This window comes from Streptomyces goshikiensis, from assembly GCF_014650555.1.
Lineage (GTDB): Bacteria > Actinomycetota > Actinomycetes > Streptomycetales > Streptomycetaceae > Streptomyces > Streptomyces goshikiensis.
In genome coordinates, this window is sequence record NZ_BMVE01000017.1 from 62565 (window position 1) to 76150 (window position 13586).

Consider the following 13586-nt stretch of genomic DNA (forward strand, 5'->3'; position numbering starts at 1 on the left):
GTGCGCGGCGTGGGTCGCCACCGGGTCCTCCTGCCTCATCGGGCACGGACTCCGGGGCCTGTCGGGATACGACAGTGAAGCGGGACACCACACGCGGGGACGCCGAGGCCGGAAGAACGGTCCGATCGGGCACTCCCCCGAAGGGTGTGCCGATGAACCGCCGACGGCGGCGTACCGGTGATTGGCCCGCCGCGCACTGCCTCCCATCCGGACTTTAACCGTCGGTCCAGGAATTTCACCTGGTCAACCGGCCGCTGGCTGCGGACGGGTCGCGGACTATAACCGCCGGTTCGGAATTACACCGACCCCGGAGTGCGCTGCTACTGGTACTAGGGCCAGTGTGCCACGGGTGATCGGCGGCCATGCGAGTGAGGACCTGTGGCCTGACTCACAGCGGGGGGTTTCGCACCGGCCTTGTCAAGTCGGCGTCGCGCCGATCCGGCGGTCGGTACCGGACCGGCCCGACGGGCCGCCCGGGCCGGACCACCACCCCTCCCCCACTTTGGTCCAGACCTATTGACGGGTTGGTCTAGTCCTTTTAACGTTCCCTTCATCCTCCCCGGGAGACAGCCCGTCAGATGTGCGCACATCACGGGCCAACGAGCGCCACCCGTCCGCAAGTTGAGTCCGTGTCCTGACACCCTCCCCTCCCCAGGAGGCACGATGCCGTCCCCCACCCGTACGAGAGCGATGCTGCTGGCATCCGGCGCGGCGATCGCCGGACTGCTGGCGGGCGGGCTCTCGGCCGGCGTCTCCCACGCCGCCGACAACGAGGGCTGTCGCCCCGACGGTCTGTACAAGACGGCCGGCGCCGACGTCCCGTACTGCTCGGTCTACGACTCCGAGGGCCGCGAGAAGATGGGCCCCGACCACCAGCGCCGGGTCATCGGCTATTTCACCGGCTGGCGCACCGGCAAGGACGGCACGCCCGCCTACCTCGCCAACAACATCCCGTGGTCCAAGGTCACCCATCTGAACTACGCCTTCGCGCACGTCGGCGCCGACAACAAGATCTCGGTCGGCGCGGACAACGCGAACAACGCGGCCACCGGGATGACCTGGCCGGGCGTCGCGGGCGCCGAGATGGACCCCGCGCTCCCCTACAAGGGCCACTTCAACCAGCTGACCAAATTCAAGAAGCAGTACCCGAACGTGAAGACCCTGATCTCGGTGGGCGGCTGGGCCGAGACCGGCGGCTACTTCGGTGACGACGGCAACCGGGTCGCCTCCGGCGGCTTCTACTCGATGGCCACCAACGCCGACGGCTCCGTCAACCAGGCCGGCATCGACACCTTCGCGAACTCCTCGGTCGAGTTCATCCGCACGTACGGGTTCAACGGCGTCGACATCGACTACGAGTACCCGACCACCATGAAGGACGCGGGCAACCCGCTGGACTGGCAGCTGTCCAACGCCCGCCGCGCCGGCCTGGTCAAGGGCTACGCGGCCCTGATGAAGTCGCTGCGCGAGAAGCTCGACCGCGCGGGCGCCGCCGACGGCAAGCACTACCTGCTCTCCGTCGCCGCCCCCTCCTCCGGCTACCTGCTGCGGGGCATGGAGACGTTCCAGGTGCAGCAGTACCTGGACTACGTCAACATCATGTCCTACGACCTGCACGGCGCCTGGAACGAGTACGTCGGCCCCAACGCCTCGCTCTTCGACGACGGCAAGGACGCCGAACTGGCCGCCGCGGGCGTCTACTCCACCTCCCAGTACGGCGGTGTCGGCTACCTCAACACCGACTGGGCCTACCACTACTTCCGCGGCTCCATGCCCGGCGGCCGCATCAACATCGGCCTGCCGTACTACACCCGCGGCTTCAAGAACGTGCAGGGCGGCACGGACGGCCTGTGGGGCAAGGCCCCCACGACCACCTGCCCGGCCGGCGCGGGCCTGACCAAGTGCGGTGACGGCGCGGTCGGCATCGACAACCTGTGGCACGACAAGGACACCAACGGGGTCGAGTCCCCGGCGGGCTCCAACCCGATGTGGCACGCCAAGAACCTGGAGAAGGGCGTCGTCGGTGACTACGTCACCGCGTACGGCTTCCCCGCGAACACCACGCTGACCGGCACCTACGCCCGCAAGTACGACTCCACTCTGGTGGCGCCGTGGCTGTGGAACGCGCAGAAGAAGGTCTTCCTGTCGACCGAGGACGAGCAGTCCGTCGCCGCCAAGGCCGACTACGTGGTCAGCAAGGGCATCGGCGGCACGATGGTCTGGGAGTTGGCGGGCGACTACTCCTACAACTCCGCCAAGGGCCAGTACGAGCGGGGCGACACGCTCACCTCCCTGATGTACGACAAGTTCAAGGCGGCCGCCCCCTACGGCGCGAAGAAGGCCGGCGGCGCGCTGCCGGCCCAGGCCGTGGACATCAAGACGGAGTTCACCGAGTTCAAGCTGGGCGACTCCAACTACCCGATCACCCCGAAGCTCAAGATCACCAACAACACCAGGGCCACGCTGCCCGGCGGCACCGAGTTCCAGTTCGACTACGGGACCTCGGCCCCGGCGAACGCCTCCGACCAGTCCGGCTTCGGCACCAAGGTGATCGCCGTCGGCCACAGCGGGAGCAACGTCGGCGGCCTGAAGGGCGACTTCCAGCGGGTCTCGCTGAAGCTCCCGGCCTGGCAGACGCTGGCCCCCGGCGCCTCGGTGGACCTGGCGTTCAACTACTACCTGCCGGTCTCGACGCCCTCCAACTGGACGGTGAACATCTCCGGCACCACCTACGCCCTCGCCGGGGACCTGGCGCGCGGTACGACGGTCACGGAGCCGGGCGGCAGCCAGCCCCCGACCACGCCGCCGACCACCCCGCCCACGACCCCGCCGACCACTCCCCCGACCACGCCGCCGACCACGCCGCCCGGCGGGACCTGCGCGAACCCGGCGTACGCCGCGGGGACGGTCTACAACAGCGGCAGCCTCGTCTCGCACAAGGGCCACAACTGGAAGGCCCAGTGGTGGACGCAGAACGAGGAGCCCGGCACCACCGGTGACTGGGGCGTCTGGAAGGACCAGGGCGCCTGCTGACACCCCGCGGGTGACGGCGTGGTGAGGACCCGGTGGCCCGGCGGCCACCGGGTCCTCCCGCGTGTGGGGACGCGGGCGGCCCCGGAAGGGCCGAGACTTCTCCGGCCACGACCGAACGTTCTCCCGGGCCGGCCCGTCCGTACCGGTGAACGCATCTCACGCAGGGAAGGGACGCACACGATGAGCACCATCCTGGTCACCGGAGGCACCGGAAACCTCGGCGCGCTGGTCGTCACCCGGCTGCGGGACGCGGGCCACGAGGTCCGCGCCCTGAGCCGGCACTCGAAGGAGTACCCGGTCGACCTGACCGACGGGAGCGGGCTGGACGCAGCGATGGCGGGCGCGGAGGTCGTCGTGCACTGCGCGAGCAGTCCGCGCGGGGGCGACGACCGGGCCGCCGGACACCTGATCGAGGCGGCCCGGCGGGCCGGGACGGTCACGAACGTCGTCTACATCTCGATCGTCGGCGTCGATGTGGTCCCGTTCGGCTATTACACGGTGAAGTACCAGGTGGAGCGGCTGCTGGAGGAGTCCGGGCTGGGCGTGACGATCCTGCGGACGACGCAGTTCCACGACCTGGTGGCGATGTCCGTGGACGCGCTGGCGAAGGTCCCGGCGCCGCTGCCGCTGCCGCTCCCCAAGGGCGTACGGGTGCAGCCGGTCGCGGTCGAGGAGGTGGCGGCGCGGCTGGCCGAGCTGGCGGTGCCGGAGCCGGCGGGCCGGGTCCCGGACATGGGCGGCCCGGAGATCCGTACGCTGGCGGACCTGGGCCGCTCGTACCTGGCGGCGACGGGGCGCCGCCGGCGGATCCTCGCGGTGCCGCTGGCCGGCAAGGCGTACCGGGCCTTCGTGCGCGGCGGCCACCTCGCCCCCAGTCACGCGGTGGGGCGCCGGACCTTCGCCGACTTCCTCGCGGAACGCGCTGCCCGTTCCTCTTGAGGCCCGGGTTCAGTCACCGAGCGGGAGCGGATGGTCGGGGGCGCGCTCCTCCGCGACGCGTTCGGCGATGACCGGGGTGGGGACCACGAGGGCCGGCTCCCGCGCCGGGAGGCGGGCCGGGACCGCCGGGCGGCTGTCGTCAGGGGGCGAAGAGGGTGGCCTGGGCGGCTTCGCGGGCGGCGAGGCGGGCGCCCGTCAGGACCGCCGGATCCCCGAGGGTGGTGGCGAGGACCGCCGTCGTCACCGGGGTCAGCTCGGCCAGCCGGGCGGCGACGCGCGCGGCGAGCTCCGGCCCGCCCGCGCGGCCGAGTCCGCCCGCGAGCACCACGCACCCCGGGTCCAGCACCGCCGCGACGGCCGCCGCGCCCAGCGCCAGCCGCCGCGCCAGCGCGTCGAGGAACGCCTCCCCGGCGGCGCCCGCCACGGCCTCCTCCACCGGTCCCCCGTAGCCGTGTTCCGCGGCGAGCGCGGCCACCGCCGCCCGGCCGGCCAGGGCGTGGAAGCCGCCTCCGCAGTCCGTGGCGGACGGCAGCCCGGCCGTACCCGGCACCGGGAGGAAGCCGATCTCGCCCGCCCCGCCGGACGCGCCCCGCCGCAGCCGCCCGTCCAGGACCACGGCCGCGCCGACCCCGGCGCCCAGCCAGAGCAGCACGAAGGAGTCCAGCTCCCGCGCCACCCCGACGCGCTGCTCGGCCAGCGCCGCCAGGTTGGTCTCGTTCTCCACCACCACCTCGGCAGGCAGCCGCCGCCGCAGGGCCGCCACCAGGTCCCGGTGCCAGGCCGGCAGCCCGCTGGTGTCCTCCAGTACGCCGCTGTCGGGGGCGACCATGCCCGGGGCGCCGACCACCACCGTGTGCAGCCGGTCCGCGCCGGCCTCCCGGGCGAGCGCCTCCAGCCGGTCCACCGCTTCCTCCACCGCGTCCACGGGCAGGGCCGCCCGGGCCAGGGGCCGCCCGAGCAGGTCCGCGATCACCGCCGTCGCGCTGTCCGTCCGTACGTCGAGGGCCGCCAGGTAGGCGCGGGCGGCGACGATCCCGTACAGCCGGGCGTTGGGGCCGCGGCGCTGCGCCCCGGACTCGCCGACGACCTCGATCAGCCCGGCCTCGGTCAGCCGCTCGACGAGGTCGGCGACGGAGGGGCGGGAGAGCCCCGTCATCTCCTTGAGCTGGGTGGCCGTCAGGGGGCCCTCCTCCTGGAGGAGTCCCAGCGCCAGCCGGTCGTTGAGGGCCCGGGCCGTGCTCGGGGAGGCGGGCGACGGAGCGGGGGTCAGGGCCTTGGCAGGAGTCACGGCGCTCATCCTAGGAGTTCCGGCATAACTATCAGGCAGGTTCCCTGATAGTTTACTGGTCATGACCGGGGACACCGACAGCACCCTCAGCCCGGCGCGGCTGCGCCGTGCCCGCCACGCCATCGCCGCCGTCTTCTGCGCCCACGGCGCGGTGACCGGCTCCTTCGCCACCCGCATCCCGTGGATCCAGGAGAACGCGCAGCTCAGCGCGGGCACCCTGGGCCTGGCCCTCGCCTTCCCCGCCCTGGGCGCCGCGTTCGCGATGCCGCTCGCGGGCCGGATCAACCACCGCTTCGGCGCCCGCGCCGCGCTGCGCGGGCTGCTGGCGCTGTGGACCCTGGCCCTGATCCTCCCGAGCCTGGCCCCGAACCTGCCGGCGCTCTGCCTCGTGCTCCTCGTCTACGGGGCCACCGCCGGGATGTCGGACGTGGCCATGAACGCCCTCGGCGTGGAGACCGAGAACCGGCTCGGGCGCTCGATCATGTCCTCGCTGCACGGCATGTGGAGCGTGGGCGCCCTGATCGGCTCGGCCGCCGGTACGGTCGCCGCGCACGCCGGGACCGACGCGCGGACGCACCACCTGATCGCGGCGCTCGCGCTGACCGTCGTCGGGCTGATCGCCGTACGGGGGGTGCTGGACCTGCGCAGCGGCGCGGACGACGATGCTCCGCCGCACTTCGCGCCGCCTCCCAAGTCGGCGCTGCTGATCGGCGCGATCGGCTTCGCGGCGGTCTTCGCGGAGGGCGCGAGCCTGGACTGGTCGGCGGTCTACCTGCGGGACGTGCTGGACACCGACGCGGGCCTCGCCGCCGCCTCCACCACCGCCTTCGCGCTGACCATGGCCGTGGCGCGGCTCGCCGGGGACCGGGTGGTGGACCGGTTCGGCCCGGTGCGCACCGTACGGGCGGGCGGAGTACTGGCCACCGGGGGCGGAGTGCTGGTGGTGACGGCCGCTCATCCGGCGGCGGCCCTGGCCGGGTTCGCGCTGATCGGCCTGGGGATCGCGGTGGTGGTCCCGCTGGCCTTCGCGGCCGCGGGACGCAGCGGGCCGGCCCCGGCGCAGGCCATCGCCGGTGTCGCGACGATCACCTACACCTCCGGCCTGATCGCCCCGTCCGCGATCGGGGCGGTCGCGGACGCGACCTCGCTCGTGGTGTCGTTCGGGCTGGTCACGCTGCTGGCGTTCGGGCTGGTCGTGGGAGCCTCCGTGCTGCGGCCGAAGCCGGCCGTGGCGGACTCCCGGACGGCGGGCAGGGACGAACCGGCCAGTATCCGGCCGTAATATGTCGCTGGCCGCCCTGCGGCCGGATCGCGTGACCCCGGCGGAACGGAAGTGGTGGAACATGGGCCTCGGCGTGGGCTGGACCCTGCACGGAGACGGGCGGACCCCCGCCCCCGGCGCGGTGGTACGGCCGGACGAGCGGCTGTCGTGGCCGAGGACCGCCGGGCTCGGCGCCCAGCACGTCGTGGCGATGTTCGGGGCGAGCTTCGTGGCACCGGTGCTCATGGGCCTGGACCCGAACCTGGCCATCATGATGTCCGGCGTCGCGACGGCGATCTTCCTGCTCGCGACGCGCGGCCGGATCCCCTCCTACCTCGGCTGTTCGCTCGCCTTCGTGGGCGTCGCCGCCGCGATCCGGGCGGGCGGCGGGGACAGTGCGGTGGTCACCGGCGCGGTCTTCGTGGTCGGCGGGGTGCTGTTCCTGGCCGGACTCGCCGTGCGCCGGTTCGGGGCGCGGGTCATCCACACCGCGATGCCGCCGGTGGTGACGGGCGCGGTGGTGATGCTGATCGGCTTCAACCTGGCGCCGGTGACGGCCTCGACGTACTGGCCGCAGGACCAGTGGACGGCGCTGGCGACCATGCTGTTCACGGGGATGGCGGTGGTCTGCCTGCGCGGCTTCTGGTCGCGCATCGCGATCTTCCTCGGGCTGCTCTTCGGGTACGCGCTCTCCTGGGTCCTCGACCTGGTCTTCGGCAAGATCCACTCCCCGGCGGGCGGGACCGCCGCCGTGGACCACTGGCGCCTGGACCTCTCCGGGGTCGGCGAGGCCGACTGGATCGGGCTGCCGTCCTTCCACGCCCCGGCGTTCGAGTGGTCGGCGATCCTGATCGCGCTGCCGGTGGTGATCGCCCTGATCGCGGAGAACGCCGGGCACATCAAGGCGGTCGGCGAGATGACCGGCGACCCGCTGGACGACGAGCTCGGCACCGCGATCGCCGCCGACGGCGCGGCGTCCATGCTGTCCACGGCGGTGGGCGGCCCGCCGAACACCACGTACTCCGAGAACATCGGCGTCATGGCCGCGACCCGCGTCTACTCGACGGCGGCCTACTGGGCGGCCGCCTGCTTCGCCCTGCTGTTCGGGCTGTGCCCGAAGTTCGGGGCGGTCGTCGCCGCGATCCCCGGCGGGGTGCTCGGCGGGATCACCGTCATCCTGTACGGCATGATCGGCCTGCTCGGCGCGCAGATCTGGATCACCGGCCGGGTGGACCTGCGCAATCCGCTGAACCTGGTGCCGGCCGCGGCGGGCATCATCATCGGCATCGGCGGCGTGACGCTGCGGTTCACCGACAGCTTCGAGCTGGGCGGGATCGCGCTCGGCACGATCGTGGTGATCACGGGCTACCACACGCTGCGGTACTTCGCCCCGGCGCACATGAAGCGGGAGGAGCCGCTGCTCGACGGGGGCACCTCCGCCTACGACGAGGGGCCGGCCGGGGACGTCCGGGACGGCGGGGGCGCCCGGGACGGCGGGGGCGCCCGGGGCGCCGGGGGCTGAAGCGGCTCGGGGGGCTTAGGAGGCTCGGGGGACTCGGGGGACAAGCCGAGTTGACGCGGCTTCGCCCGAACCGGCGAAGCGTACGGCCAAGTTCCCCGGATCCGCGCCGGCGGCTGCGACGCTGCGTCCCATGGAAGCGGTGCTCGCGCGGATGCGCGCCCTGGATCAGCGGCTCCCCCAGCGGGACGGCGTCGCCGTCTTCAACCGGGTCTACCTGACGGTGACGGAGACCCTGCACGAGCGCATCTCCCACGGGGCGTTCCCCGTGCCCCGGCGGGCGACGGCCCTCAGCGCCCGGTTCGCGGAGCACTACCTGACGGCGGTGGAGGCCGAGCGGCCGCCGGCCTGCTGGCGGCCGCTGCTCCAGTACCGCCGGCACCCCGGGGTACGGCCGCTCCAGCACGCGCTGGCCGGGATCAACGCGCACATCGGCCATGACCTGGCGCTGGCGGTGGTGGCCACGTGCCGGCACCTGGGCTGCGAACCGGCGGCGCTCGAAGCGGACTTCGACCGGGTGGGCGACACCCTGGTCTCCCTGGAGGAGCACATCCGGGAGGACCTGATGCCGGGTCCGGACCTGCTGGAGATCGCGGACCCGCTGACGCACCTGGTCGGCTCCTGGAGCCTGGAGCGGGCCCGCGCCGGGGCCTGGGCCGCGGCCCGGCTGCTGTGGGCGCTGCGCCGCTCGCCCGAACTCACCGCCGAGTTCACCCAGTCGCTGGACGCCGGCGTCGGCCTCGTGGGCCGCTGCCTCCTGACCCCCCGGGGCTGAGGCATTGAAAACGGGCCGCCGCCGCGATGTTTGCGCGGGGGCGGCCCGTGGTCACGGGGCCGGAGGGACCGGTGGGGTGCCTGCGGCGGCGGTGGCTCGGGGAGGTCAGTCCTCCGGGAGCTCGACCGGGGCGATCTCGTCGTACACGTCGCCCGGGCCCGGGTTGGTGGAGTCGGTGGAACCGCCGAGGTGGTGCATGACGCCCCACACCGCGTTCAGGGCGGTCTGCACGGCGCCCTCGGCCCAGCCGGCCGTCCAGGAGATGTCGTCACCCGCGAGGAAGATGCCCCGCTTGTCCTCGGGCAGGCGGTCCTGCATGAAGTGGGTGAACAGACGGCGCTGGTAGCGGTAGTGACCGGGCAGGTTCGCCTTGAACGCGCCCATGAAGTAGGGCTCGTTCTCCCAGGACACGGTCACCGGGTTGCCGATGATGTGACGGCGGATGTCGACGTTCGGGTAGATCTCGCCGAGGGACTTCAGCATGACCTCCATCCGCTCGTTCGCGGACAGCGGCAGCCACTTCAGGCTGTCGTCGCACCACGTGTACGAGAGGCAGATGACGGCGGGCTGGTCCGGGCCGTTGTCCAGCAGGTACGTGCCGCGGGTCATCCGGTCCGTCAGCGTCATCGACATGACGTCGCGGCCGGTCTGCTCGTCCTTGTCCAGCCAGAACGGGCGGTCCACCGGGATGAAGAGCTTGGAGCTCTCCATGTAGTGGGTGCGCTCCATCGCCGTCCAGTGGTCGATCGGGAACAGCGAGTCGTCGCACGCGATCTTGGACAGCAGCATCCACGACTGCGCGGTGAAGATCGCCGCACGGTACGTGCGGATGTCGCCGGAGGCGTCGGTGACCGTGATGCGGTTGCCGGCCGTGCGGTGCAGACGGGTCACCGCGGGGCGCGGGGTGCCCTCGTGCAGGGAGGACAGCGAGGTGCCCTGGGCCCAGTGGACGATCTTCTCGGGCTCGCGCTCCCACAGGCGCAGCGGCAGCTGCTGCGAGCCGCCGACGATGCCGCGGTGGTGGTCGTCCGCCTCGGTGTAGACGACGCGGAGGATCTCCAGGATGGAGTTCGGGAAGTCGGTGTCCCAGCCGCCCGTGCCGAAGCCGACCTGGCCGAAGATCTCGCGCTTGCGGAAGGACTGGAAGGCCTCGGACTTGCAGAGGAAGCCGTAGAAGGTCTCGTCGTCGAGCTTCTCGACGAGCTTGGCCCAGATCTCCCGGATGCGCGGGACGTCCCGCTCGCGCATCGCGGTGTTCATGTCGGAGAAGTCGGCGCCCTCGTCGAGGCAGGCGTTCCACGCGTCGGCGACGTCGCGGTAGACCTGCGGGAGGTCGGCGATCGTCTCGGCGTAGTGGGTCTCGCCCTTGAGGTCCACGACCGTCGAGGGGGTGGCCTCGGCGAGCGGGTTCGGGAAGGGCTCGGTGACCAGGCCGACCAGGTCGATGTAGTGCTGGAGCGCGGTGGAGGACGGCGGGAAGCGCATCGCGCCCATCTCCGCGGTCAGGCCCTCGGTGCCGGTGCCCTCGAAGCCGACGGTGCGCAGCCGGCCGCCGATCTGGTCCGCCTCGTAGACGACGGGCTTGAGGCCCATCTTCATCAGCTCGTAGGCGGAGATGATGCCGGACAGCCCGCCGCCGATGACGGCGACCTCGGTGCCGAGCTCGGTCGCCGGAACCTGACCCAGACCCGCCGGGTGGGCGAGGAAGTCGTCGTACGCGTACGGGAAGTCCGGGCCGAACATGGTGATCGGCGGCTGACCGTCGCTGTGCGGGACGGCGGTGGTGGGCACCGTGGACGTCATGGGGTACGGCTCCTTGCAGGGTGGGGCAGGGGGGAAGGCTCGGGCGGGCTCAGACCAGGGAGGCGTAGAGCCCGGGCCGCCGGTCGCGCAGGTAGGGGTTGGCCTCGCGGGAGGCCCGCAGCAGCTCCGGGTCGACCTCGCCGACCACCGTCTCCTCGCCGCGGCCGGCCCGGGTGCGGGTGACTCCGTCGGGGCTGGCGAGGCAGCTGAGGCCGACGAACTCGAACTCGCCCTCGGGGCCGGTGCGGTTGACGTACGCGATGTACATCTGGTTCTCGAAGGCCCGTACGGGGACCAGCTGCTCGGCGACGAACTGGAACGGGTGCATCTGCGCCGTCGGGACCAGGAGGAGGTCGGTCCCGGCGAGCGCGTGGGCGCGGACGTTCTCGGGGAACTCCACGTCGTAGCAGATCATGATGCCGATGCGGAGGCCGTTCAGCTCCGCCTGGACGACGGGGGTGTCGCCCGGGGTGAAGGCGTCCTGCTCGAAGCAGCCGAAGAGGTGCGTCTTGCGGTAGTTCGCGAGCGGGGCGCCGTCGGGGCCGATGAGCTGCGCCGAGTTGTACACGGCGTCGCCGGCGCGCTCCGGGTAGCCGTACAGGACGGCGATCCCGTGGCGGCGGGCGATCTCGCCGATGGCGCGGGCGGACATGCCGTCGGCCGGTTCGGCGATGCCGGGGATGTCCTGGAGGTCCAGCGCGTAGCCGGTCAGGAACATCTCCGAGGTCACGAGGAGCCCGGCCCCGCCCCGCGCGGCACGCTCCGCCGCCTCTTCGAGCGCCTTGAGGTTCTCGGCGGTGTCGCCGAGCCGGCCGGAGCTCTGGAGGAGGGCGGTGCGCAGCGGGGGCATGGGCGTACCTCTGTGAGTCTGTGACAGGTGGGGTGGGTGTGTCATACGAAGGTACGTTTGCGCGTTCGACCGCGACAAGCCATGACTGTTGCGCTCTGCGCATCGATTCGTTGCGTCTTCCGGACGCGGAGCGGCGATTCGTTGCGCGGGGGCGTTTGCGCGGGGCGCTACGCGGGGAGCCGGAAGGCGGGGTGCGCGGCGAGACCTCGCAGGTACGAGCGTACGTGCGGGCCGGGCGCGGGCGCGGTGGCGGGGTGGCGGAGGGCGACCCAGAGGTCGGCGTCGGCGATGGTCGGCCGGTCGCCGGGGAGGGCGTACGGGTGCGCCGCGAGCCGGTGCTCGACGGATGCCAGGGCGGCGGACCGCTCGGCGCGCGGGGCGGCGGGGTCGAGGAGCGCGCGGACGGCGTCGGCGTGGGCCGCGGGGACGGGCGGGCTCAGCTCGGGCCGGCCGGCGAGCCGGAGGGCGAGGTCGTCGAGGATGTCCGGGGTGTGATCGCTGACGACGCGGCCGCTCCAGGTGTCACAGAGGGCGGGGACGGTGAGGGAACCGGTGTGATGGTGCCGGGTGGCCTCGTAGGCGCGGCGGAGCCCGGCGTGGTCGGGGGCGTCGGGGGTGAGGGTGGTCGTGGAGACGTCGCCCTCCAGCCCGAGGAGGGCGAGGGCGATCCGGACCCGCAGCGAATCCCGACAGCCGGCGCGGAGGTAGAGGTGGTACCGGTGCGGGGCGGGCGAGAACCCGGCCCCGATCCGCCCCCGCAACGCGGGCCCCGAACCGGTCCGGGGCAGTGACATCTGAAGCATGGCTCTCCTCCTGCGTACGTATCCGTCCACGCCCGCACCCCGCGAGCGCCATGTACCCCTCCCGCCGACGGCGGGCCGTCGACCCCGCTCGCCGCGCCCCGGTGCGATGGGCGCGGCAAGCCGGGCCGACCGCGCGGCCCACGACCGCGCCCCCGACGAAGCCGCGGCCCGCCCGCGCCGCGACCGGCCCGTCGGACACCGCCCCGACACCGAGCCGGATCCCCGGCCGTGCCTGGCCTGGCCGGCCGTACCGGGCCGCGCCGGGCCTGGCCGGGCCGGGCCGGGCCGCGCCGGGCTGGGCCGCGCCGGGCTGGGCCGGGCCGCGCCGGGCTGGGCCGGGCCGCGCCGGGCTGGGCCGGGCAGGCCGTACCTGGCCTGGCCCGACCAGCCCGGTCGCGCCCGCGCCCCGGCATACCCGGCCTCGCGGCACCGCCCGGGGCACGGAAGGCTGGGGCAGCGCCCGCGGGCGCTGGCCACCCCCTGCGGCACCGCCCGCGGACCGGGCGGCCCGGGACAGCGCCTGGGGGCGTTGCGGAGGCCGCGCGGACCGCGTACGAACCCGGCTCAGATGGCCATCCCGCCCGTGGGGCGTCGCGACACCCGCCCCGAGACCGGCGAGGGCCGCTACCCCGGCAGGCGCCGCGGGCCGGCCCGGGCGCGACTACGCCCGGCAGCCGTTGCGGGCCGCACGGCACCCGCCCCGGCCCCTTGGCCCGGCTCGGCCTGGGCGACGGTAGCCGGACCGGCCGGAAGCAGGCCGGATCCAGGCGACGCCTCGGTACGGCCGGGCCGCAGAGCCGAGAACCAGGTAGCGACCTCGCGGCCGGACCAGCCCGAGCCTCATGGCGACCTCCAGGCCGAGGACCAGGTGGCTACCACTCGGCCGGACCAGCCCGGGACCCATGGCCGAGACCGGGTGGCGACCTCGCCTCGCCAGCTCTCGGCCCGTGGCCGCCTCGGGCCGAGGGTCGGTGACGGACTCGCGGGCGGGCCGGAACGGGACTCGTGGTGGCCTTGAGGCCGGGGCGGCCCGGGGCTCGTGGCGGCCTCGGGCCGAGGGCCGGGGGCGGCCTCGGGTCGGGCCGGGTTAAGAGGGGGTCGGGGTGGCGCTGCAGACGCGGAGGAGGTCTATGTGCAGGCGGCGGGTGAGCCAGCAGCGGCGCAGCGGCGGTCCCGCCGCATCCCCTTCGGGGCAGTGCGGCGTACGGGCCGTACGGGCCGTGCTCATCGGTCCGCCCCATCCCTCCGCAGCGGCCAGCGCACCGGTGGATACGCTGATCACGGCGGGCACTTGAACGCGTGGCCGCCGTCCCCC

At 73.4% G+C, this 13586-nt stretch carries 9 protein-coding genes and 1 riboswitch; of the genes, 5 read left to right on the top strand and 4 right to left on the bottom strand.

Annotated elements, in window-relative coordinates; all coding sequences use genetic code 11:
- Window positions 1–189: 189 nt before the first annotated feature.
- A riboswitch (FMN riboswitch) is annotated at window positions 190–320 on the bottom strand.
- A 343-nt stretch (window positions 321–663) separates the two neighbouring features.
- Both IE248_RS33055 and IE248_RS33060 read left to right on the top strand, forming a co-directional pair.
- Window positions 664–3033 (top strand): chitinase C-terminal domain-containing protein, encoded by a 2370-nt coding sequence (locus IE248_RS33055; protein WP_190032622.1) that lies wholly within the window; start codon window positions 664–666, stop codon window positions 3031–3033.
- Between the two features lie 180 nt (window positions 3034–3213).
- On the top strand, window positions 3214–3972 hold the full coding sequence (locus IE248_RS33060; RefSeq protein ID WP_073797493.1) for an SDR family oxidoreductase: 759 nt from the start codon (window positions 3214–3216) through the stop codon (window positions 3970–3972).
- A gap of 139 nt (window positions 3973–4111) precedes the next feature.
- On the opposite strand, the gene IE248_RS33065 is transcribed toward IE248_RS33060, so the two are convergent.
- Window positions 4112–5269 carry an ROK family transcriptional regulator gene (locus IE248_RS33065; RefSeq protein WP_190032623.1) on the bottom strand — a complete coding sequence of 386 codons (1158 nt, stop codon included), beginning with the start codon at window positions 5267–5269 and terminating at the stop codon, window positions 4112–4114.
- Between the two features lie 52 nt (window positions 5270–5321).
- Between IE248_RS33065 and IE248_RS33070 the strand changes: the two genes are divergently transcribed.
- The 3 genes from IE248_RS33070 to IE248_RS33080 all read left to right on the top strand — a co-directional run bounded on the left by IE248_RS33070 (window position 5322) and on the right by IE248_RS33080 (window position 8815).
- On the top strand, window positions 5322–6542 hold the full coding sequence (locus IE248_RS33070; RefSeq protein WP_190032624.1) for an MFS transporter: 1221 nt from the start codon (window positions 5322–5324) through the stop codon (window positions 6540–6542).
- Between the two features lie 61 nt (window positions 6543–6603).
- Window positions 6604–8043, top strand: coding sequence for a uracil-xanthine permease family protein (locus IE248_RS33075; protein WP_190032641.1), 1440 nt, complete (start codon window positions 6604–6606; stop codon window positions 8041–8043).
- Window positions 8044–8173: 130 nt separating this feature from the next.
- Window positions 8174–8815 carry a DUF5995 family protein gene (locus tag IE248_RS33080; RefSeq protein WP_037797191.1) on the top strand — a complete coding sequence of 214 codons (642 nt, stop codon included), beginning with the start codon at window positions 8174–8176 and terminating at the stop codon, window positions 8813–8815.
- Window positions 8816–8920: 105 nt separating this feature from the next.
- On the opposite strand, the gene IE248_RS33085 is transcribed toward IE248_RS33080, so the two are convergent.
- From IE248_RS33085 to IE248_RS33095, 3 genes are all read right to left on the bottom strand, one after another.
- Window positions 8921–10618, bottom strand: coding sequence for a flavin monoamine oxidase family protein (locus IE248_RS33085; protein ID WP_037797193.1), 1698 nt, complete (start codon window positions 10616–10618; stop codon window positions 8921–8923).
- Between the two features lie 49 nt (window positions 10619–10667).
- A complete protein-coding gene (locus tag IE248_RS33090; protein WP_037797195.1) occupies window positions 10668–11468 on the bottom strand; it encodes a carbon-nitrogen hydrolase family protein in 801 nt (266 codons plus the stop codon).
- Window positions 11469–11635: 167 nt separating this feature from the next.
- Window positions 11636–12271 carry a glutathione S-transferase family protein gene (locus IE248_RS33095; protein WP_100582441.1) on the bottom strand — a complete coding sequence of 212 codons (636 nt, stop codon included), beginning with the start codon at window positions 12269–12271 and terminating at the stop codon, window positions 11636–11638.
- Between the last annotated feature and the right edge of the window lie 1315 nt (window positions 12272–13586).